This is a genomic window from Mesorhizobium sp. B2-9-1 (genome assembly GCF_006439455.1).
Lineage (GTDB): Bacteria > Pseudomonadota > Alphaproteobacteria > Rhizobiales > Rhizobiaceae > Mesorhizobium.
Genome location: NZ_VFTP01000012.1, coordinates 38,139 through 59,704, shown reverse-complemented (window position 1 = coordinate 59,704; position 21,566 = coordinate 38,139). Strand labels below are relative to the sequence as shown.

Annotated in this window: 19 protein-coding genes; 8 read left to right on the top strand and 11 right to left on the bottom strand. The window is 64.6% G+C overall.

From position 1 onward, the window contains the following. Positions 1–166: 166 nt before the first annotated feature. Complete coding sequence (locus tag FJW05_RS19860; RefSeq protein ID WP_140635048.1) at positions 167–1,075, top strand: hydrogen peroxide-inducible genes activator; 909 nt, start codon at positions 167–169, stop codon at positions 1,073–1,075. A gap of 45 nt (positions 1,076–1,120) precedes the next feature. Here the strand turns inward: FJW05_RS19860 and FJW05_RS19855 are convergent, their stop codons facing one another. From FJW05_RS19855 to hisS, 6 genes are all read right to left on the bottom strand, one after another. Next, the gene (locus FJW05_RS19855) at positions 1,121–2,188 is read right to left on the bottom strand and encodes a calcium:proton antiporter (RefSeq protein ID WP_246673553.1); all 1,068 of its coding nucleotides are present in this window, start codon (positions 2,186–2,188) and stop codon (positions 1,121–1,123) included. A 119-nt stretch (positions 2,189–2,307) separates the two neighbouring features. Then, positions 2,308–2,931, bottom strand: a complete 624-nt coding sequence (locus FJW05_RS19850) for a poly-gamma-glutamate hydrolase family protein (protein ID WP_140635044.1) — start codon at positions 2,929–2,931, stop codon at positions 2,308–2,310. Positions 2,932–2,941: 10 nt separating this feature from the next. Further along, positions 2,942–4,702, bottom strand: coding sequence for an AMP-binding protein (locus tag FJW05_RS19845; protein ID WP_140635042.1), 1,761 nt, complete (start codon positions 4,700–4,702; stop codon positions 2,942–2,944). A 205-nt stretch (positions 4,703–4,907) separates the two neighbouring features. Next, entirely contained in the window at positions 4,908–5,606 is a 699-nt protein-coding gene (gene hisG / locus FJW05_RS19840) for an ATP phosphoribosyltransferase (protein ID WP_140635040.1), read from the bottom strand. Further along, a complete protein-coding gene (locus tag FJW05_RS19835) occupies positions 5,603–6,721 on the bottom strand; it encodes an ATP phosphoribosyltransferase regulatory subunit (RefSeq protein ID WP_140635038.1) in 1,119 nt (372 codons plus the stop codon). The genes hisG and FJW05_RS19835 overlap by 4 nt, the downstream gene beginning before the upstream one ends. A 171-nt stretch (positions 6,722–6,892) precedes the next feature. Next, complete coding sequence (gene hisS / locus FJW05_RS19830; protein ID WP_140635141.1) at positions 6,893–8,422, bottom strand: histidine--tRNA ligase; 1,530 nt, start codon at positions 8,420–8,422, stop codon at positions 6,893–6,895. Positions 8,423–8,746: 324 nt separating this feature from the next. Here hisS and FJW05_RS19825 point away from each other — a divergent pair, with 324 nt between their 5' ends. Further along, complete coding sequence (locus FJW05_RS19825; RefSeq protein ID WP_140635036.1) at positions 8,747–8,983, top strand: hypothetical protein; 237 nt, start codon at positions 8,747–8,749, stop codon at positions 8,981–8,983. A 28-nt stretch (positions 8,984–9,011) separates the two neighbouring features. Continuing rightward, on the top strand, positions 9,012–9,395 hold the full coding sequence (locus tag FJW05_RS19820) for a hypothetical protein (protein WP_140635034.1): 384 nt from the start codon (positions 9,012–9,014) through the stop codon (positions 9,393–9,395). Positions 9,396–9,597: 202 nt separating this feature from the next. On the opposite strand, the gene FJW05_RS19815 is transcribed toward FJW05_RS19820, so the two are convergent. Then, complete coding sequence (locus FJW05_RS19815) at positions 9,598–10,236, bottom strand: DNA-3-methyladenine glycosylase I (RefSeq protein WP_140635032.1); 639 nt, start codon at positions 10,234–10,236, stop codon at positions 9,598–9,600. Between the two features lie 211 nt (positions 10,237–10,447). Between FJW05_RS19815 and FJW05_RS19810 the strand changes: the two genes are divergently transcribed. Together FJW05_RS19810 and FJW05_RS19805 are read left to right on the top strand one after the other, a co-directional pair. Then, on the top strand, positions 10,448–11,188 hold the full coding sequence (locus FJW05_RS19810; RefSeq protein WP_140635030.1) for a L,D-transpeptidase: 741 nt from the start codon (positions 10,448–10,450) through the stop codon (positions 11,186–11,188). 359 nt (positions 11,189–11,547) lie between these two features. Next, positions 11,548–12,468, top strand: a complete 921-nt coding sequence (locus FJW05_RS19805) for a bifunctional 5,10-methylenetetrahydrofolate dehydrogenase/5,10-methenyltetrahydrofolate cyclohydrolase (RefSeq protein WP_140635028.1) — start codon at positions 11,548–11,550, stop codon at positions 12,466–12,468. 151 nt (positions 12,469–12,619) lie between these two features. Here FJW05_RS19805 and glcF read toward each other — a convergent pair whose 3' ends face one another. The 4 genes from glcF to FJW05_RS19780 form a co-directional block, all read right to left on the bottom strand. Continuing rightward, entirely contained in the window at positions 12,620–13,945 is a 1,326-nt protein-coding gene (glcF, locus tag FJW05_RS19800) for a glycolate oxidase subunit GlcF (RefSeq protein ID WP_140635026.1), read from the bottom strand. A 64-nt stretch (positions 13,946–14,009) separates the two neighbouring features. Next, positions 14,010–15,227, bottom strand: coding sequence for an FAD-binding protein (locus FJW05_RS19795; protein ID WP_140635024.1), 1,218 nt, complete (start codon positions 15,225–15,227; stop codon positions 14,010–14,012). Between the two features lie 270 nt (positions 15,228–15,497). Continuing rightward, positions 15,498–16,994 (bottom strand): FAD-linked oxidase C-terminal domain-containing protein, encoded by a 1,497-nt coding sequence (locus tag FJW05_RS19785; protein WP_140635022.1) that lies wholly within the window; start codon positions 16,992–16,994, stop codon positions 15,498–15,500. A 161-nt stretch (positions 16,995–17,155) separates the two neighbouring features. Beyond that, positions 17,156–18,478, bottom strand: coding sequence for a DUF3422 family protein (locus FJW05_RS19780; RefSeq protein ID WP_140635020.1), 1,323 nt, complete (start codon positions 18,476–18,478; stop codon positions 17,156–17,158). Positions 18,479–18,687: 209 nt separating this feature from the next. Here FJW05_RS19780 and FJW05_RS19775 point away from each other — a divergent pair, with 209 nt between their 5' ends. From FJW05_RS19775 to FJW05_RS19765, 3 genes are read left to right on the top strand one after another with little or no spacing between them, the layout of a single operon-like run. Beyond that, entirely contained in the window at positions 18,688–19,491 is an 804-nt protein-coding gene (locus FJW05_RS19775) for an FCD domain-containing protein (RefSeq protein ID WP_140635018.1), read from the top strand. Between the two features lie 12 nt (positions 19,492–19,503). Continuing rightward, positions 19,504–20,640 (top strand): alpha-hydroxy acid oxidase, encoded by a 1,137-nt coding sequence (locus FJW05_RS19770; RefSeq protein WP_140635016.1) that lies wholly within the window; start codon positions 19,504–19,506, stop codon positions 20,638–20,640. Between the two features lie 60 nt (positions 20,641–20,700). After that, positions 20,701–21,468, top strand: coding sequence for a metallophosphoesterase (locus FJW05_RS19765; RefSeq protein ID WP_140635014.1), 768 nt, complete (start codon positions 20,701–20,703; stop codon positions 21,466–21,468). The last annotated feature ends 98 nt before the right edge of the window (positions 21,469–21,566 follow it).

The following is a 21,566-nucleotide window of genomic DNA, read 5'->3' as shown; positions in this document are numbered from 1 at the left end:
CCCGATTCTGCCGAGGTTTTGCCGTGGTTGAATTTTGCCGAGGTTGATTTTTCCCGAAATTTTCGGGGGCAGCCACTGGCCGCGCCAACCTGGAATGATTCCAGACTAGGCCGGCCTGCCGATAAAGACAAATTGCCTTTCCTGTTTCGTTTGATAGGATTTTCTTATGATTGGCCTCACTGTCCGGCAAATGCATTATTTCGACGCGCTGGCGCAGACGCTGCATTTCGGCCGCGCCGCGAAACTCGCCGGCGTTAGCCAGCCAGCCCTTTCCGCGCAGATCGCAGAGATGGAAGAGCGACTGAACTGCCTGTTGTTCGAGCGCGGCGGCAAGACGGTGCGCATGACCGACGAGGCGCTTGCCCTGCAGCCGCGTATCGAGCGCATTCTGGCCGACATACGTGACGTCGAGACGACTGCCCGGCGCGGCCGTCCGGCCATGGAAGGACGCTTCAGGCTGGGCATGATCCCGACGGTCGCGCCCTATCTGCTGCCGCATGTGCTGCCGGAGCTGAAAAAGCACTATCCTTCCCTGCAGCTCGAACTGCGCGAGGCGGTGACCGCGTCGCTGGTCGAGGACGCGGCCACCGGCCGGCTCGACGCCTTCATCGCGGCCTTGCCGCTCGATCAGCCGGCGATCGTCACCGAAGGGCTTTTCCCCGACCGCTTCTTCCTCGCCGTGCCCGCCGGCGATCCAGCCTTCGCCTCGCCGCCGGTGCCGCCCGAGAGCCCGGCGCTGGAGCGGCTGATGCTTCTGGAGGAAGGCCACTGCCTGCGCGAGCAGGCGCTGGCCGTCTGCGGCAATGTGCGACCGGTGGCGATGGCAAGCTACGGCGCGACCAGCCTGACGACGCTCTTGCAGATGGTGGCGCATGGGCTGGGAGTCACGCTGGTGCCGGAAATGGCGGCAAGTGCTGCCGGCGTCATGCCGGATCTAAAGATCGTGCCGTTCCAGGAGCCGATGCCGCAGCGCATGATCTGCATGGCCTGGCGGAAGAACAAGGTGCGCCAGGACGAATGCGTGGAGCTGGCGCGGATCATACGCGGGCTGGACCGGGCGGTGCTGGGGCTGTGAAGCGCGCTTCGATGCTCTCCATCCCTGCGCCCGCTGGTCGGCACTTCACGGCACGAAGATCAGAAACACATAGGTGAAAAACACCACGACGTGCACCATGCCGGTCAGGAACGTCGTTCGTTCGGTGCTGAAGCTGACGCTGCATATGAAAAGCGCCAGCACCAGAAGCACGGCGTCGGACGCCGGAAGCCCCAAGGTCAGTCCCCTGCCCGTCAGCAGGCTGGCGGCGGCGACCGCCGGTATCGTCAAGCCGATCGTGGCGCAGGCCGAGCCCATCGCGACGTTCAGGCTGCGCTGCAGCTCATTTCTGAAGGAGGCGCGGATCGCCGAGATGGCCTCCGGCATCAAAACCAGTGCGGCGATCATTGCCCCTACGATGCTGTCGGCCCGGGTCACCTGATAGGCGGCGAGCGCATCCTCCACGCTCGCGGCGACCTGCTCGGCGAGCAGGACAATTCCGATGAGCCCGCTCAGCAGCAGGAGCGCGCTGACGGAGATGCTTCCGTGGGAGGCAGTTCGCGTCGGAGCGTCGTGTGCCTGTCCCTGGACGAAGTCCTCCCGGTGCCGGACGGTCTGGGCGAACACGAAGCTCGCATAAAGCAGCACCGAAAGGACGCTGACAAAACCAAGCTGAGCCGCCGAAAACGTGCCGGGATCCGTGGTTTGGGTGTAGGTCGGAAGAATAAGCGTCATCACGGTCAGCGCGATCAGAACCGACAGGTATGCGTTGGTGCCTTGCCGGAGGATCGCCTGCTTGCGGTAGCGCCAGCCGCCAAGCGTGAGACAGATGCCGACGACGCCGGTAGACGTGATCATCACTGTCGAGAAAACGGACTCGCGCGCCAGCGTCGGATTGTTTTCTCCATGCAGCATCATGGAGACGATGATCGACACTTCGATTGCCGTCACCGCGAAAGTCAGCACCAATGTTCCGTAAGGCTCGCCGACGCGCAAGGCGACTGCCTCGGCGTGGTCGAGCACGACGAAAATGGTGGTGAACATGATGGCGCTCGACAGCGCTCCGACGAGGATCCTGGTATTCAGCGACCCTTCGTCGACCGAAAGGCCGCTGGCCCTGACCGCGACAGCCATCGCCAGCGCGGCCAACGGCATCGCGTAGGACGTCACCGATCGCGCGTAACCAGTCATCGAAGCCCCCGAACGCCAGGCGTTTACACGAACTTAGCGGAAAAGCGCGTGGGGAGCACCTGTCACGGGCATCCTCGCAGCATTCAAAACATGATTGGAGACCGGGCGCCGTTTATGGCGTCGAATGTCTCGATGGCGTTGCGAACCGCCGTGCAGAATTTTTCCAGAAGCTCCGGCTCGGTTCCCAGTCGGCGGCGCAGCGAGAAGGGCACTTCCAGCTGCGCTCCCTTCCCCGTCAGTCCGCGGTTGACGATGTTCGAATCCTGGATACCGGGAAAGGGATGGTTGTCCCTTTTTGTCTGGAAGCCGGCCTCCTGCAGACGCCCGGCTATCTCTGAAACCAGAGCGGCGTCCTTGCCGCCCAGGTAGACTGTCGAGGGATCGTCGCGATCCTGACGGCCGTGGATAGCGACGACCGTAGACTTCGTCCGCAACAGTTCGAGCGCGGACTCCTCATCAAAGTTCCTGGACGTTACGTGCAGCTCCCGGTTGCTTTCCAGCATGAGCCCTTCAAAGCAATACATATCGAGATCGGCCCCTGCTATCGTCTCAGCGATCAGGGAGGTGCGAGGCTCGATCTTGCCGCCATGCGGGGCCATGACGATGGCACTTCCGGTACGCGCGCCGCGCCGGACGACGATGCGATAATCCACGTTTTCGATTTTGGCGGCTCTCAGCGCCGCGAAGTTTGGAAACTCGTTGTCCATAAATGCCGTTTCACGCCGTCTTCTGCGCCACCAGCCCGAGTTCCTCCACCATCGCCTCGCGCATCAGGAACTTCTGCGGCTTGCCGGTCACCGTCATCGGCAGCTCCGTGCGGAAGCGAATGTAGCGCGGCACCTTGTAATGCGCGATCTGGCCGGCGCAGAAGGCCTTGATCTCCTCGGCGGTGGCGATCTGATCGGGCTTCAGCACGATCCAGGCACAGAGCTCCTCGCCGTATTTGTCATCCGGGATACCGAAGACCTGCACTTCCTTGATCTTGGGATGGCGATAGAGGAATTCCTCGACCTCGCGCGGATAGACGTTCTCGCCGCCGCGGATGACCATGTCCTTCACCCGGCCGACGATGTTGCAGTAGCCCTCGGCGTCGATCGTGGCGAGGTCGCCGGTGTGCATCCAGCCGTCGACGTCGATCGCCTCGCGGGTCTTTTCGGCGTCGTCCCAATAGCCCTTCATCACCGAATAGCCGCGCGTGCAGAGCTCGCCCGGCTCGCCGACCGCGACGGTGCCGCCGTCGGCGCCGATCGCCTTGACCTCGACATGCGGGTGGATGCGGCCGACGGTTGAGACGCGCTTTTCCAGCGGATCGTCGACGCTGCTCTGGAAGGAGACGGGACTGGTCTCCGTCATGCCATAGGCGATGGTCACCTGGCTCATATGCATCAGCGACACCACCTTCTTCATCACCTCGATTGGGCATGGCGAGCCGGCCATGATGCCGGTGCGCAGGCTAGAGAGATCGAAGCCCGAAAAATCCGCATGGTCGAGCATGGCGACGAACATGGTCGGCACGCCATAGAGACCGGTGCAGCGCTCCTGCGCCACCGCCTTCAGCGTCGCGCCGGCGTCAAAACCTTCGCCCGGGAAGACCATGGTCGCGCCTTTCGACACGCAGCCCATCGTGCCCATCGACATGCCGAAGCAGTGATAGAGCGGCACCGGAATACAGAGCCGGTCTTCGGTGGTGAGTTTTATTGCCGAGGTGACGAAATTGCCGTTGTTGACGATGTTGGAATGCGTCAGCGTCGCGCCTTTCGGCGCGCCGGTCGTGCCTGAGGTGAACTGGATGTTGATGGCCTCGCCGGGCTTCAGCCCTTCGGAGATGCGGTCGAGGCTGTCATGCTCGTCGCGACCGGCCATCGCGAGCACGTCGCCGAAATTGAACATGCCGGGCGAGTTGTCATCGCCCATCCGGATGACTATTTCCAGCGCCGGCAGTTTCTTGGCCTTGAGCTTGCCGGGCTCGGCCTTGGCGATCTCCGGCGCCAATGTCTCGATCATGCCGAGATCGTCGGAGGTCTTGAACTGCGCGGCGGTGACCAATGCCTTGCAGCTGACTTTGTTCAATGCATATTCGAGCTCAGTCAGCCGGTAGGCCGGGTTGATGTTAACCAGGATCAGGCCGATGCGCGCGGTGGCAAACTGCGTCACCAGCCATTCCCAGCGGTTCGGCGACCAGATGCCGACGCGGTCGCCTTTTTCGAGGCCGAGCGCCAGGAAACCTGCGGCCAAAGCGTCGACCGCGTCCGACAGCTCGCTCCAGGTGAAACGCTTGTCCTGGCCGACGAAGACGGCGGCGTCTAGCGTGGCGTATCTGCTCACCGTATCGGAAAACAATTCCGGAATGGTCTTGTCGAGCAGCGGCACCGACCGGTCGCCCGACACATGCGCCTTGCCGCCAACCGGAGCAACGAAGCTGTTGCGCGTCTTGCGCAGATTGGTGGCGTTCATGAGCTCGTCGAGTTTGATCGCCATCGCCGTCTCCTCCCGGATTGGCCAGCCTATCAGCCTGTCGGGGCAGAGGAAACCCGCCGAATGTACTGCCCCTCGCCCAGCCTCCGCTTCGCTCGGCTGACCTCTCCCCGGCGGGGAGAGGAGATTGTCGGCGTCGGCGCCAATCTCTTCTCCCCGCCGGGGAGAAGGTGGCCGCGAAGCGGCCGGATGAGGGGCAGCGCCGACGCTATCCCGCTATTGCTGACATCTTCGTGGCGATGTCGCGCAAGATCGCTTTGTCGACCGCATCGCGCTGCTTCTTCGAAGCGACCAGACACGCCTGCGACTTCAGGATCGTGCCGTCGCCCAGCACCTTGAGGTGGTTGGCGCGCAGCGTCGAGCCGGTGGTGGTGATGTCGACGATGACATCCGCTAGCCCCGCGGCCGGGGCGCCTTCGGTGGCGCCGAGGCTTTCGACGATGCGGTAAACCTGGATGCCGTGTTTGAGCGAAAAGAATTGCTGCGTCAGCCGCCAGTATTTGGTGGCGATGCGCAAGCGCCGGCCATGGCGCTGGCGGAAATCGGCGGCGACGTCATCGAGATCGGCCATGCTGTCGACGTCCAGCCAGATGTCCGGCACCGCAACCACGACATCGGCATGGCCAAAGCCGAGGCGGGCGACGATCTCCGCGCACGCTTCCCAGTCGGCGAGGTTCTCGCGCAAAAGGTCCTCGCCGGTGATGCCGAGATCGACCGCGCCCTGGCCGATCTCGCCGGCGATCTCGGACGCGGACAGGAAGGCCACCTCGACATTGTCGAGGCCGTCGATGCGGGCGCGGTATTTACGGTCGTCCTCAGGCAAGATGACGGTCAGGCCGGCCTTGGTCAGCACTTCGAGCGACTGCTCCTTGAGACGGCCTTTCGACGGGATCGCCAACGTGATCATCTGGCGTTCTCCCGCAAGGCTTCGATGCGATCGAGCCAAACCGAGAAGCCGACGCCGGGAATCGGCTTTTTTGCACCCAGCAGCGTCAGCAGCCGGTCGTAGCGACCGCCGCCGACCAGCGGGCGATCGCCATCCGCCGCCGCGATCTCGAAGACCAGGCCGGTGTAGTAGTCGAGCGGACGGCCGAAAGCGGCGTCATAGCGGATTTGCGCCGCCGACAACCCATGGGCCTCGATCGCCTTGGCGCGGGCGGCGAAATTCTCCAGCGCCGGTCCCAGCGACAGGCCGGCATCGGCGGCGAATTTTTCCAGCGCCGCGGTCGCGTCGCTGAGCGCGACGTCGATCTCGAGAAAACCCTTCAACGCCGAAAACGCCTCGTCGGACAGCCGCACGCTGCGCAGCTGCGCCTTCTCGATCAGTCGGCGCGCAATGTCGGCCGGGGCGCGGCCGGACGATGCCGAAAGCCCGGCTTCCTCCATGCCGTCGGCAATATGCGCGGCAAGGCCTTCCGCATCGCCGTCGAGCGCCAGCAGGGCGACCGGACCGGAGAGCTGGCTGTTGCGCGGCGGGTTGGCGAGATCGGCAAGGGCTGCCTCCAGCATCGGCGCCGAGCCAAAGGCGCGCGCGAGCCGCATGCGCCAGCCGCGCGGCAGGCCGAGCGCCGCCAGCACAGCCTCGAACAGGGTCTGGTCGCCAAGCGTGATGGCGAGCTTCCGGCCGGGCAGCACCAGCGACAGCAGCGCATGCGCGTCGGCCAGCGAACGAGCATCGGCGGCGGCCGTATTTCGGTCGCCGAGATCCTCGATGCCGGCCTGGAAGAACTCGTTGCCGCCGTCGCGGCGCTGGCGGAACACCTCGCCCAGATAGGAATAGCGGCGCGGCGTGCCGGCCTGGCTGGCGATGTGGTCGAGGCAGACCGGAATGGTGAATTCGGGCCGCAGGCACAGCGTCTTGCCGGTCTCGCTTTCAGTCAGGAAGATGCGGCGGCGCAGGTCTTCGCCCGCCATATCGAGGAACGGGTCGGCCGGCTGCAGCACGGCGACTTCCACGGCATGGGTGTCGCGGGTGGCGAAAAGTTCGACGATGTCGGCGGCGATGGCGGGACGGGAGGTCATGCGGCACGCCCTTCCCTTCTCCCCTTGTGGGAGAAGGTGTCGCCGAAGGCGACGGATGAGGGGTGCTCCAGCGGAATGAGACGTCGGCGTTCCCTGGAACACCCCTCATCCGTCTCGGCGCTTCGCGCCGATCCACCTTCTCCCACAAGGGGAGAAGGGGAAGTCGGCGCTCTACCTTCCACGTGCCCGCTCCTCGGCCTGCGCCGCGAGAATCTTCTTCACCTCGGCAACCAGCTCGCCCTCCGCCACTGTCACCTGCGCCGGCCTTGCCGCCCGCCATTCGGCATTGTCGGCGATCTCGGCCGACAGGCGCGCGCCTTCGATCAGGTCCTTGATCTGCACCTCGCCTTTGGCGCGCTCGTCGCCGCCCTGGATGATGGCGACTGGGCTGCCGCGGCGGTCGGCATATTTGAGCTGCGCCTTCATGCCGGCGCCGCCGAGATACATTTCGGAGCGGATGCCGGCGGCGCGCAGGTCGGCGACCATCTTCTGGTAGCGGCCGAGGCTTTCGGTGTCCTTGTCCATAACCAGCACCACGACCGGCGCGATGACATCGGAGGCGTCGAGCTTGCCGAGGTTCTTGAGCGCCGTCATCAGCCGGGAGACGCCGATGGAGAAACCGGTCGCCGGCACCGGCTCGCCGCGGAAGCGCGAAACCAGCCCGTCATAGCGGCCGCCGCCGCCGACCGAGCCGAAGCGCACGATCTGGCCTTCGTCATTGGGGATCTCAGCCAGAAGCTCGGCCTCGAAGACGGGGCCGGTGTAGTATTCGAGCCCGCGCACGACGGAGGGATCGATGCGTATGCGCTCAGCGCTGTAGCCGGCAGCCCGGATCAGAGCCTCAATCTCCTTAAGTTCAGCAAACCCAGCGTTAGCGGTGGCGTTGGCCTCAAGTGCGGCGTTCCATGACGCCACATCATTCTTCTGCCCTGCCTCAAGATATTGATTGTGAAGAATGACGGCGACAACGAATTCGGCCTGAATCTCGTCAAGGCCAGCGCCCTTTGTGAAATCCCCTTCACCTTCCTTACCGCCGTCCCATCGTCCCGGGCCAAGCAGGAGCCTCACGCCTTCCGGCCCAAGCTTGTCCAGCTTGTCGATGGCCCGCAGCACCGTCAGCCGGCGGCCAGCATTCTGGTCGCCACCAAGGTCAATAGCCTCGAGCACGCCGTCCAGCACTTTGCGATTATTGACGCGAACAACATACTGCCCGCGAGGAATCCCGAGCGCTTCCATGACGTCGGCCATCATCATCGCCATCTCGGCGTCGGCTGCGACGCCCGGCGTGCCGATCGTGTCGGCGTCGAACTGCATGAACTGGCGGAAGCGGCCGGGGCCGGGCTTCTCGTTGCGGAACACCCAGCCGGAGCGGTAGCTGCGATAGGGTTTTGGCAGCTTGTCAAAATTTTCGGCGACGAAGCGGGCCGTCGGCGCGGTCAGGTCGTAGCGCAGCGACAGCCACTGGTCGTCATCATCCTGGAAGGAGAACACGCCTTCGTTCGGCCGGTCCTGATCGGGCAGGAATTTTCCCAAAGCATCGGTATATTCGATCATCGGCTGGTCGGCCGGCTCGAAACCATAGAGCTCATAGACCGAGCGGATGGTCGCCATCATCTTTTCGACGGCGCGAATATCCTCGGCGCTGCGGTCGGCAAACCCGCGCGGCAGCCGCGCTTTCGTCTTTTCCGATTTGTCGGCCATGGGATCGGTCTTTCTGGTCAATGGGCGCGCGTTTCCTAAACGATGCCGCTTGGAGCGGCAAGGGTTAGCGCCTCTCCTTCCCCTTGCGGGAGAAGGTGGATCGGCGCGCAGCGCCGAGACGGATGGGGTGTTCCAGCGGAGTGAGGCGCTGGCTTTCCCTGGAACACCTATCATCCGGCCGCTTCGCGGCCACCTTCTCCCACAAGGGGAGAAAGAAAAACTGAAATAAAACCGCGCCAAAATGAAACAATTCTGCCATCGGCGCGGCATGCTGCCGACACAATCCGCAACCATAAAGCGCGTCGAAACAAGGGGTTCGGGGGCATGACGACGGCTAACGAGATTATCGAGAGCGGCACATCGGCCAGGCTGCGGCCTGCCGGCGGCTTTATGCTCAGGCCGGCCCAGCAGCCGGCCGGGCCATTCGAAATTCCGACGCAGACACATAAGCCTACGCTAGGCGACGCGCTGGTGACCGTTCTGCTGGTGATCTACCCGGCCTTCGCAGCGGTGGCGGCAATCATTGCCGGGCTGTTCCTGGCCGGCGCCGGCAGCGTCTGACTTTTCACTCAACGATCGGGGGATCATCATGTACTTGCGATTTGCGTGCGCGCTTGCCGGCGCGCTTGTCCTTTGCATGCCCGTCGCGGCCAACGCCCGCCAGCCGGGCGATGCCCGTCTTGCCGGCCATTATTACCTGAACGGCGTCATGGAGGTCGGTTCAGAACTGCTGCTGAAGAACGACGGAAGCTTCGAATTCGCACTCGCCTATGGCGCGAACGACCAGTACGGCAAGGGCTGCTGGGTGAGGAAGGGCTCGACTGTCGAGGTCATCCCGGCAGGCCACAGCTCCGCCTCCACGCATCATACGCCCGACGACAGCGGCTTCAGCGGACTGGTGCTGACGGTGTCCGGCTCCAGCCTGGTCTGGGACATCAACGGCAGCGGCCATAAGGGCAGGTTCGAGAAGTAGCCTCTTCTCCTTCTCCCCCCTGGGGGAGAAGGTGGATCGGCGCGTAGCGCCGAGACGGATGAGGGGTGCTCCAGCGAAGTGAGACGCTGGCAAACTTGCCGTCTCCTCCGGCGATGTGAGATGCTGGCTTTCCCTGGAACACCCCTCATCCGGCCGCTTCGCGGCCACCTTCTCCCACAAGGGGAGAAGGAAGAAGGCGCCCCTACTTCGGCCGCTTGAGCGTCTTGCGCTCTTTCTCCACCTCTGCCCGGCAGTAGCAGCCTTCGAGATGATCGTTGACCAGGCCCATCGCCTGCATGAAGGCATAGACCGTGGTCGGGCCGACAAAGCTCCAGCCGCGCTTCTTCAATTCCTTGGATATCCTGACCGACACCGCCGTCGTCGGATTGGCGCGCAGATGCGCCAGGTCGACGATTTCGGGCCGCTCGCCCGGACCCGGCTCGAACTTCCAGAACCAGGCGGCAAGCGAGCCGAACTCGTTGACCATCTCGCGGGCGCGTTTGGCGTTGTTGATGGTCGAAACGATCTTGCCGCGGTGGCGGATGATGCCGGCATTGCCGAGCAGGCGCTCGACATCAGCGTCTGTGAACGTCGCCACCTTGTCGAAGTCGAAACCGGCGAAGGCCTCGCGGAAATTCTCACGCTTGCGCAGGATGGTCAGCCACGACAAGCCCGATTGGAAGCCTTCGAGGCAGATCTTCTCGAACAGCCGGCGATCGTCCGTTACCGGCCTGCCCCATTCGTGATCGTGGTAGTGGAGATAGTCCGGCAAATTGCCGTGCCAGAAGCAGCGCGCCCTGCCGTCGGGGCCATCGAGAATGCCGGCATTTCCAGTCGCCATCGTCAGCAGATCCATTTGTTAATGCGCTTCAGCGCTGCTTTTACCGTGGCTTTACCAGATTCCTGAACCGGCCGGTAACCACACCAAAAGGTTTACTGACAAAGCGGCATTTTACGCATTCCGATTCACGTTTTGCTTGCCGCTCCACGCCAAGGATCGCGAAACCGAGGGCGCGCTCGCCGCCCCGGATGTTCGATCAAGGTGCGTTCCCATGAAGGCAGCGTTTCGTTCCCTGCTCGGCGCGGTGGCCATTCTTGCCGCCGGCGCCACGACCTCCCTTGCCAATGACCGTTATGCCGACCGGCCGCCGGTGATGGTGAGCCCCGACCTTTCGGCGCCCTGGGTGCTGCAGCTCGGCCAGGCACCGGGAATCGTGCGCCCGGCGCGGCAGGCAGCGCAGCCGCCGCTGCGACGCATCTTCCAGGCGCAGCCCGACCAGCAGCGCACGGCGGCCGTGCAGCAGCCGGCCAAGCGCATGGTGATGCGGCCGCAGATCAATCCGGTCTACCTGCCGCAGGAAGTCGCCTATGACGGGCCGGCGAAGCCGGGCACCATCGTCATCGACACGCACCAGAACTTCCTTTTCCTGGTCGAGAAGAACGGCAAGGCGCGGCGCTACGGCGTCGGCACCGGCAAGCCCGGCTTCGAATGGTCGGGCACCCACAAGATCACCGACAAGAAGGTCTGGCCGGAATGGCGCCCGCCGGCGGAGATGATCAAGCGCGAGGCGGCCAAGGGCCGTTACCTGCCGACCTATCTCGCCGGCGGCATCGAGAACCCGCTCGGCGCGCGCGCGCTCTATCTCGGCACCACCGAATACCGCATCCACGGCACCAACCAGCCCTGGACGATCGGCGGCGCGGTATCTTCCGGCTGCATCCGCATGCGCAACGAGGATGTCGTCGACCTCTACGAGCGCGTGAATGTCGGAACCACGGTCGAGGTGATATAGTCACAGCGAATCAGCCGGTTAGACGGCGCAGCACTTTTTGTCTGATGCTGTTGCAGCCAAGTCATAGTGCTATCCCGCGGGATGTGCTTTAACCGGTGAAAGGTTTACGGGGGACGGGCTGTGTGGGGATACGGCCAGTCGCGAAAAGGCAGCGCAGGGAAACCGCGCTGCCTTTTCGTTTTTGAGCCTTTCTTTTGATGCATGAGGCGGCAAGTCGCCCCGAAAGCAGGGCATTTCGTTTCCGGGGCTGATTTCCCGGCGCTCCTCTGCTATTGCAGTGCACAAATCCTGATAGTCACGCAATTTCGGGCGGTAGTGCGCCTTTCCTTGAATTGCTCCAGAAGGCAGAGGTGCCAGCCATGACCCGGACCGACGACAGCCGCTACCTGAAAGGCGGCCCGGTCGCCCAGCGCATCATCGCTTCAGTGCGCGAGGACGCAGCGATCGCCACGGCCGAAGGTTTTCCGCCGAAGCTTGTCTCGATCACCGTGGGCGATACCGCAGCGGTCGACGTCTATGTGCGCAACCAGCGCGCCAAGGCCGCCCTTGCCGGCATCTCCTTCGAGGAGCGGCGCTTTGCCGCCGACATCACCGCAGGCGAGCTGGAAGCGGCGATCCACGGCCTCAACGCTGATCCGCGCGTCACCGGCATCATCATCCAGCGGCCGGTGCCTGCGCATATCCCGATCAAGACGCTGCAGGCGGCGGTGCATCCGCTGAAGGACGTCGAGGGCATGCACCCGGCCTCGATCGGCAACATCGTCTACAACCAGCTCGACCTGGCCCCCTGCACGGCGGCGGCCTCGGTCGAACTGCTGAAGGAGACCGGCCTCGAGCTCAAGGGGCTGGAAGTGGTCGTCGTCGGCCATTCGGAGATCGTCGGCAAGCCGATCGCCTTCCTGTTGATGAGCGAGGGCGCGACGGTGACGGTGTGCCATCACATGACGCGATCGCTGGCGGCGCATGCGCGGCGCGCCGATGCGCTGTTCGTCGCGGTCGGCAAGCCGCGGCTGATCAAAGCCGACATGGTGAAGCCGGGAGCCGCCGTCATCGACATCGGCATCAATTCCGAGGTCGGGCCTGACGGCGAAACCCGCATCGTCGGCGACGTCGACACCGACAGCGTCAAGGACGTGGCGTCCTGGATCACGCCGGTGCCGGGCGGCGTCGGCCCGCTCACGGTCGCGATCCTGTTGCGCAACACCATGGTGGCGCTGAACCGCCAGCGCGCGCTCTACCGCGCGACCTACGGCGTGCCGGACCAGCTCGCGGCGGAGTAGGCCGACACGCCCCCTCACTCGGCCTCCGCTTCGCTCGGCCGACCTCTCCCCAAGGGGAGAGGAGACTGTCGGCGGCGGCTCCAACTTCTTCTCCCCGCCGGGGAGAAGGTGGCCGCGAAGCGGCCGGATGAGGGGGCGCCGGCGACGAGGATCACTCTGCGGCCGCAAGCACTCGCTCAGAAACACCCTCGGGCTTCGGGCCGCCATAGGCCCAGTCGAGCAACTTGATCGTATGCACCACCGGCAACTTCGCGGCGGATGCGATCTGCGTGATGCAGCCGATGTTGCCGGTGGCGACGACTGAAGCGCCGGTCGCTTCGATGTTTTTGACCTTGCGGTCGCGCAATTTAGCCGAAATCTCGGGCTGCAGGATATTGTACGTGCCGGCCGAGCCGCAGCACAGATGCCCCTCGTGCGGCTCGCGGACAACGAAGCCGGCCTTGGCCAGAAGCTCCTTCGGCTGGCGCGTGATCTTCTGTCCATGTTGCATGGAACAGGCGGAATGATAGGCGACGACCGTGCCTGGCTTGCGCACCGGCTCGGGCAAATCGAGAGCGGCGAGGTATTCCGTGACGTCCTTGGCCAGAGCCGAGACGCGCGCCGCCTTTTCGGCATAGGCGGGATCGAGGCGCAGCATGAAACCATAGTCTTTGATCGTGGTGCCGCAGCCCGAGGCGGTGATGATGATGGCATCGAGCCCGCCCTGCTCGATGGCGCGCGTCCAGGCGTCGACATTCTGCCTGGCCGAGGCAAGGGCCTGACCCTCGCGGCCCATATGATGGACGAGCGCCCCGCAGCAGCCCTCGCCTTCCGGCACCACGACCTCGACGCCCAATTTCGTCAGAAGCGAGATGGTCGTCTCGTTGATCGCCGGATCGAGCACTGACTGCGCGCAGCCGGTGAGGATGGCGACGCGGCCACGCCTCTCGCCTTTCCCGGCATGCGTGCCGGGCGAAGCCAGCGGCGATGCCGGGGGGATCGACGCGGGCGCGAGCTTCAGCATGGCCGCCACCGGTCTCAGCGCCGGCAATTTCTCGAACAGGCCGAGGAACGGCCGGCCAAGCCCGGCGAGCTTCAGCGCGGCGCGGAAGCGGTTCGGGTAAGGCAGCACGAAGGCCAGCATGGCGCGCGTCATCCGGTCAAGCAGCGGACGCTTGTAGGTCTGCTGGATATGGGCGCGGGCATGATCGACTAGATGCATGTAGTTCACGCCCGAGGGGCAGGTCGTCATGCAGGCAAGGCAGGACAGGCAGCGGTCGATATGGGTGACGATCTCCTTGTCGGCCGGCCGGCCGTTCTCCAGCATGTCCTTGATGAGATAGATGCGGCCGCGCGGCGAATCGAGCTCGTTGCCCAGCGTCACGTAGGTCGGACAGGTGGCGGTGCAGAAACCGCAATGCACGCATTTGCGCAGGATCTTTTCCGATTCCGCGACATGCGGGTCGGCAAGCTGCGCGGCGGAGAAATTGGTCTGCATATCGCCGTCTCTGTTAGACGCAATTCCGGACGGAAAACCGTTTCACACTTTTCCTGGAATTGCTTTAGGCCATGCGGCCGGGGTTGAGAATCTGCTTCGGGTCGAACTCGGCCTTGAGCCGCGCCGAAAGCGCGGCCAGATGCGGCGGCTGCGGCTCGAACACCGGCAGCGCCGCGCGATGCGGTGCGGATGCGCGCACCAGCGTCGCATGGCCGCCGCCATATTTGCGGATCAGTCCGCGCAATAGATCGGCTTCCGGGTCTTCCTCGCGCATCGACAGCCACACCAGGCCGCCCTGCCAGTCATAGAAGGCATCGACCGCCGCCTGCATGCGCAGCGCCATCACCATGTGATGCGCCTGAGACGGCGCCATCGAGACGCGCCAAACCGGCCGCGCGCCGCCATCGGCGAAGGGCCGGCAATCGCGAATGTCGCGCCAGATCGCCTTCGAGGCCTCGCCGGCGATCTCTTCGAGCGGACCGGCCTTGCCGAGCAGCTGCTTCAGCGCCTCGATGCGATAGACGACCGACGGGCCAAATCCCTCGACCCGTAACAGCGTGGCGGCATCGCCGCCATGCTTGCCGCCGGCAACCTTCGCGGCGATCCGCTCCGGCAGATGCGCCGCGCTCGAAACTTCGGCGCTGGAGCCCAGCGCCAGCGCCATGGCGGCGACGGCCGCGTCATCGAGCAGGCCGCGTATGGCCAAGGTCACTTCCGTCTCCGCGGCAGGCAGGACCTTGAAGGTGACGTCGGTGAGCACGGCCAGAGTGCCCCAGCTGTTGGCCATCAGCTTGGAGAGGTCGTAGCCGGTGACGTTCTTGACCACGCGCCCGCCGGACTTGAAGGCTTCGCCGCGCCCGGAAACGGCGGCGACGCCAAGGATGTGGTCGCGCGATGCACCTGCCTTGAGGCGGCGTGGGCCGGACAGGTTCGAAGCCAGCACCCCGCCGATCGTGCCGTTCTTGCCCCCTTGGCCCGACTCCCCGCCGAGCAACGGGCCATAGTCCATCGGCTCAAACGCGAATTGCTGGCCGTTTTCGGCAAGCAGCTTTTCGATCTCGGCGAGCGATGTGCCGGCGCGGGCCGACAGCACCAGTTCGGCCGGTTCGTAGAGAGTGACCCCGGTGAGGCGCGACAAGTCGAGTGTGTGTTCGGTCTGCAATGGGCGGCCGATGCCGCGCTTCGAGCCATGGCCGAGGATTTCGAGCGGCGTTTCCTCGGCGGCTGCCCACTGGACGGTGGAGAGGGTTTCGGCGGAAGAAGATGGGGTGAAGGTGGTCATGAGCGGGCGCCTTTCCTCGCCCCCGCAAAGCGGGGGAGAGGTGGCTTGGGCGCAGCCCGAGACAAGCCGAGTTCCTTCGCGCCCCCCTCTGTCCTGCCGGACATCTCCCCCTCTAGGGGGGAGATTGGCAGCTTCTGCGGCCGCGCCTCACTTGCGACGTCGAAGGCTGGCGAAGGCCGCGATGACAGCTGATCTCCCCCCTTGAGGGGGAGATGTCCGGCAGGACAGAGAGGGGGGCGAAGGAACGCCGTCATGCGAACTTAGCCCCCATCAAAACCTCGGAATATCCGGAAACGCCACCTGCCCGCGATGCACATGCATCCTCCCCAGCTCCGCGCACCGGCGCAGCTGCGGGAACACCTTGCCGGGGTTGAGCAGGTGGTTGGGGTCGAAGGCGCATTTAACCCGCATCTGCTGGTCGAGGTCGATCTGGTTGAACATTTCCGGCATCAGGTCGCGCTTCTCGACGCCGACGCCATGCTCGCCGGTCAAGACGCCGCCGACCTGGACGCAAAGGCGCAAAATGTCGGCGCCGAAGCTCTCGGCCTTGTCCAGCTCGCCCGGCACATTGGCGTCGTAGAGGATCAACGGGTGCAGGTTGCCGTCGCCGGCGTGGAAGACATTGGCGACGCCCAATCCATATTTCTCGGAAAGGTCGCGCATGCCGGCAAGCACCCTCGGCAGTTCCTTGCGCGGGATGGTGCCGTCCATGCAGTAGTAGTCGGGCGAGATGCGGCCGACCGCCGGGAAGGCCGCCTTGCGGCCGGCCCAGAAGCTCAGCCGCTCCTGCTCGGATTGCGAGATGCGGCAGGTAGTCGAGCCGTTCCTGTAGGCGATCGCCTCGACGAGGCCGATCAGATGGTCGACCTCGACGCTTGGACCGTCGAGCTCGACGATCAACAGCGCCTCGACGTCGAGCGGATAGCCGGCATGGACGAAATCCTCGGCCGCGTGGATCGCCGGGCGATCCATCATCTCCATGCCGCCGGGGATGATGCCGGCTCCGATGATGTCGGCGACGCATTGGCCGCCCTGTTCGCTGGTCGGAAAGCCGATCAAGAGAGCGCGCGCCGTCTCCGGCTTCTTCAATATGCGCACGGTGACCTCGGTGACGACGCCGAGCAACCCTTCCGAGCCGGTCATCACGCCGAGCAGGTCGTAGCCTTCCTGGTCGAGATGGCTGCCGCCGAGCCGCACCACCTCGCCGTTCATCAGCACCATCTCGATGCCCAGCACATTGTTGGCGGTGAGCCCGTATTTCAGGCAGTGCACGCCGCCGGAATTCTCGGCGACATTGCCGCCGATCGAGCAAGCGATCTGGGAGGATGGATCGGGGGCGTAATAGAAGCCCTCCTGCTCGACGGCGGTGGTGATGCCGAGATTGGTGACGCCCGGTTGGGCGACGACGACGCGATTGGGATAGTCGATTTGAAGAATGCGGTTGAAGCGGCTCATCACCAGCAGCACCGCATCCTCGAGCGGCAGCGCGCCGCCCGACAGCGAGGTGCCGGAGCCGCGCGGCACGACGCGGATGTTGCGTTCGTTGCAGTATTTCAGCACGCGCGAGACCTGGGCGACCGTTTGCGGCAGCACCACGACCAGCGGCAGCTGCCGGTAGGCGGTCAGGCCGTCGCTCTCGAAGGCGCGCATTTCATTGGCCGCGTCGACGACGCCCTCGCCCGGCACGATGATGCGCATGTCGGCGACGATCTCGGCGCGCCGGCGCATCGTTTCGGCATCTGGCTTGGGCATGGCTAGGCCGGACATCGGGCAGCCTCATCCGCTTTTGACTGGTCAAAATCTTTTACCAGCCCGACGGTTTTGTTGCAAATGCTGCTTTGGTCACACGCGGCGGCAAGCGTAACGCCAAGCTTCCGCAGCGGCAATCTGCCGCTGCGGACAGACCCGCGCATGAAGATGGTTGTCCGCTACTCGCCCGGATGCTTTGCCGGCTCGGAATGCATCTTCCGCACCCGGCGCACGCCCCACCAGACGAGCAGGATGGCGACCGGCACGGAGGCCGCGGTGACCACTTCGGGCGCGAAAGCATGACCGAAGACCGAGGCGCCCTTGGCGAGATAGCCGATGAGACCGACGACATAATAGGACACGGCGGCGACCGACAGGCCTTCGACGGTCTGCTGCAGGCGCAGTTGCAGCCGGGCGCGGTTGTTCATCGAGGCCAGCAGGTCGCGGTTCTGCTTCTCCACATCGACATCGACCCAGGTGCGCAGCAGCGTCGTGGCGCGGGTGAGTTTTCGCGACAGGTTGGCCTGGCGCTCCTCGACCGAGCGGCAGGTACGCATGGCCGGCGCCATGCGCCGCAAGAGGAAGCCCGCCCAGGTGTCATAGCCCTGCACCGGCTCCTCATCCAGCGCTTCCAGCCTCGCGGTGACGATGCCGTCATAGGCGCGGCTGGCGCCGAAGCGATAGAGGCTGGACGCGGCATCGGCCTCGAGCTCGGCGGCGAGCTCGGTGAGGTCGGCGAGCAAGGTCTGGCTGTCGCGGGTCTCGACCGCCTTCATTTCCAGCGTGGTCTGCGCCAGACGGTCCTCGATGCGACGGGCGCGACCGGACAGCGTCAATGCCATCGGCAGGCCAAGCATGGCCAACGTCCGATAGGTCTCGATGTCGATCAGCCGCTGCGACAGGGCGCCGGTGCTGGCCGGCGTCAGGCCGCGATCGAGCACCAGCATGCGGGTCAGGCCGTCGCCGTCCTGGCGGAAATCGGTGATGATGGCGGCAGCGCCCCGCTCGACCAGCGAATAGCACAGGCTGGTCGGGTCGAAGCCGGCGATCAGCCTTTCGCTCGCCTGCGTCCATTTGCGGATTTCCAGGCGGATGCCGGAGATTACGGTGCCGGGTGGCGAGAAGCCATTGCCGAAGGGCGAATCCTCCTGCCCCCGGCCGTTCTCGGCCAGCGGCCCTTCCCAGAGATAGGTCGAGAACTCCGTATGGCGCTCCCAGCGCAGCGTGCCCTTGCCCCATTTCATTGCATGGTGGCGGGCATTGCGCTCGGGTGCGGCGATGCCCAGCCGCCGCGACAGTTCCGACAGCACGGCATGATCGACCGCAGTGCCGCCCTCGGTCATGAAGGAAAGCTGGACGAGCACGCGCGGTTTCTCGATCAGCGGATGCGGGCGGGCATGGACCTCGCCCAGCGCGCCGGGCCGTCCCTCATGCGCCGGAAAGCCCATCACGCTGCCTTGGGCGCGCGGCTGGAATTCGAGACTGGACATCTCGTCGGACACGGTTGGTCCCCCTGGTTTCGACCTTCGTGCGAACCCTGCCGTCTTGCGGCAATCGGCGGGACGCGTAAACAGCAAATATCTGCATCCGGGCCGGTTGGCACGCGGCCGGCAATGCGACGGGCTGGGCGAATTGGATAAATAATTTGACCAGTTGGCGACAGAGGCTTTAATCTGCGCCACATCCGTCCCACTTCCCAGGCACCCCTCCATTGAGCGACATCTTCTCCAGGATCGAGCATTCGCGCACCGCCGACGAGGTGGTGCAGCAGATCGAGAGCCTGATCATCGAAGGCGTGCTGCGCACCGGCGACCGGTTGCCCGGCGAGCGCGAGCTGGCGCGCCAGTTCGACGTGTCGCGGCCGATCCTGCGCGACGCGCTGAAGGCGCTGGAAGGCCGCGGGCTGCTGACGACCAAGGCTGGCGGCGGCACGCATGTCGCCGACGTCATCGGCCAGCTTTTCACCAAGCCGGTGACCGATCTCATCTCCACGCACCGCAAGGCGGTGACCGATTATCTGGAATACCGGCGCGAGATCGAGGCTGTCGCGGCCGAATACGCGGCGCGGCGCGCCACGCCGGAGGACCTCGCCCTGCTCGACCGCATCATGGCGCGCATGGACGAAGCGCACCGGACCGGCGATTTCGACGACGAGGCGGAAATCGACGTCGAGTTCCATCACGCCGTCTGCGAATGCGCGCACAACATCATTCTTTTGCACACGCTGCGTTCCTGCTACCGGCTGCTGTCGGAAGGCGTGTTCCAGAACAGGCTTCTGGTGTTCGGCGTGCCCGGCGCGCGCGAGGCGCTGCTCGAGCAGCACAGGGCGATCCACGCCGCGATCAAGGCAGCAGACCCAATCGCGGCGCGCAAGGCGGCGATGGACCACATCACCTATGTCGAGCGCTCGATGGCTGAAGCCGAGCGCAGCGGCGACTGGCAGCGCGTGTCCAGGCTGCGCCTCAGACAGCGCTCGGACGCCGGCGATATCGAACCCACACGAAAACGCTCCTAAGCGGGGACAACCATGAGCGAAATCCTCACCATCGCCGACCTCAAGGACCTGGCACGCCGCAAGGTGCCGAAGATGTTCTTCGACTATGCCGATTCCGGCGCCTGGACGGAGAGCACCTACCGGGCCAACGAAGAGGATTTCGGCAAGATAAAGTTCCGCCAGCGCGTGCTGGTCGACATGAGCAACCGCTCGCTGGAATCGACCATGGTCGGCGAAAAGGTGGCGATGCCGGTGGCGCTCGCGCCGACCGGGCTGACCGGCATGCAGCATGCCGACGGCGAGATGCTGGCGGCGGAGGCGGCGGAAGCGTTCGGCGTGCCGTTCACGCTGTCCACCATGAGCATCTGCTCGATCGAAGATGTCGCCTCGGTGACCAAAAAGCCGTTCTGGTTCCAGCTCTATGTGCTGCGCGACAAGGACTTCGTGCTCAATCTGATCGACAGGGCCAAAGCGGCGAAATGCTCGGCGCTGGTGCTGACGCTCGACCTGCAGGTTCTGGGTCAGCGCCACAAGGATGTGCGCAACGGTCTCTCGGCGCCACCCAAGATGACGCTCGCCAACATCATCGACCTGGCCCTCAAGCCGCGCTGGTGCCTGGGAATCGCCGGCACCAAGCGCCGCACCTTCCGCAACATCGTCGGCCACGCCAAGGGTGTCGGCGACGTCTCTTCGCTGTCGTCCTGGACGAACGAGCAGTTCGATCCGCACCTGTCGTGGAAGGATGTCGCCTGGATCAAGGAGCGTTGGGGCGGCAAGCTCATCCTGAAAGGCATCCTCGACAAGGAGGACGCGCTGATGGCGGCTGAGACCGGCGCCGATGCGATCGTGGTCTCCAATCACGGCGGGCGGCAGCTCGACGGCGCACCGTCCTCGATCTCGGTGCTGGAAGAAATCGCCGATGCGGTCGGCGACAGGATCGAAGTCCATATGGATGGCGGCATCCGCTCCGGCCAGGACGTGCTCAAGGCCCTCTGCCTCGGCGCCAAGGGCACCTATATCGGCCGACCCTTCCTCTACGGCCTCGGTGCGATGGGCAAGGACGGCGTCACCAAGGCGCTCGAAATCATCCGCAAGGAGATGGACATCACGCTGGCGCTGTGCGGTAAGCGTTTGGTAACCGACATGGGCAAGGAGCAGTTGCGGCGCTAAGCCTTATTCACCGATCCGCCCTAGTTTCCCGTGGTGAACCACACGGGAAAGACGTACGCCTTGACTGAGACCGGTATCCATTATCTCGACGCGCGCGGTCCCGACGGCATGCGTCTCTATGCGATCGGCGACGTGCACGGACGCCACGACCTGCTCGCCGCCATGCATCGCCGCATCGAGAGCGAACTGGAATATGCGCCCGGGTCGGACTGGCGCATCATCCATCTCGGCGACTATGTCGACCGCGGACCGGATTCCAGAAGCGTCATCGATTTTCTGATCGAGACGCGCAAGCGCGATCCGCGCAACATCATGCTCGCCGGCAACCACGACATCGGCATGCTCGAATTCCTGGCCGAGGCAGAGCCGGACGGCCTGTTCATGAATTACGGCGGCGTGCAGACGGCGCAGTCCTATGGCGTCGACCTTCTTCGCGACGGCCACTGGTACGGCAGGGCGCAAGCGATCGCCCGGGGACATATGGCCCTGGTGAAAGCGGTGCCGCGCAGCCATGTCGATTTCCTGCAATCGCTGACGTTTTCGGCGACCTTCGGCGACTTCTTCTTCTGCCATGCCGGGATAAGACCGGGTGTGCCGCTCGACCGTCAGAACCGGCAGGACCTGATCTGGATCCGTGACGCCTTCCATGATCATCCAGGGCTTTTTTCCAAGGTGATCGTGCACGGGCACACGCCCGTCCCGGAAGCCGAGGTGAAGGCCAACCGCGTCAATGTCGACACGCTCGCCTGGAAATCCGGAACGCTAAGCGCGCTGGCCGTCAATGGCGGCGACAAACGCATCCTCGCCATGCAGGGGAAAGCGTTGTAGGCGCTGCGACGGATTGCCAGGCAAATGAAAGCCGCCACTGGCCCATACGGGCAATGAATTTCATATTGCCGAGATCGGTCTCGCCCGTACAGATTGGA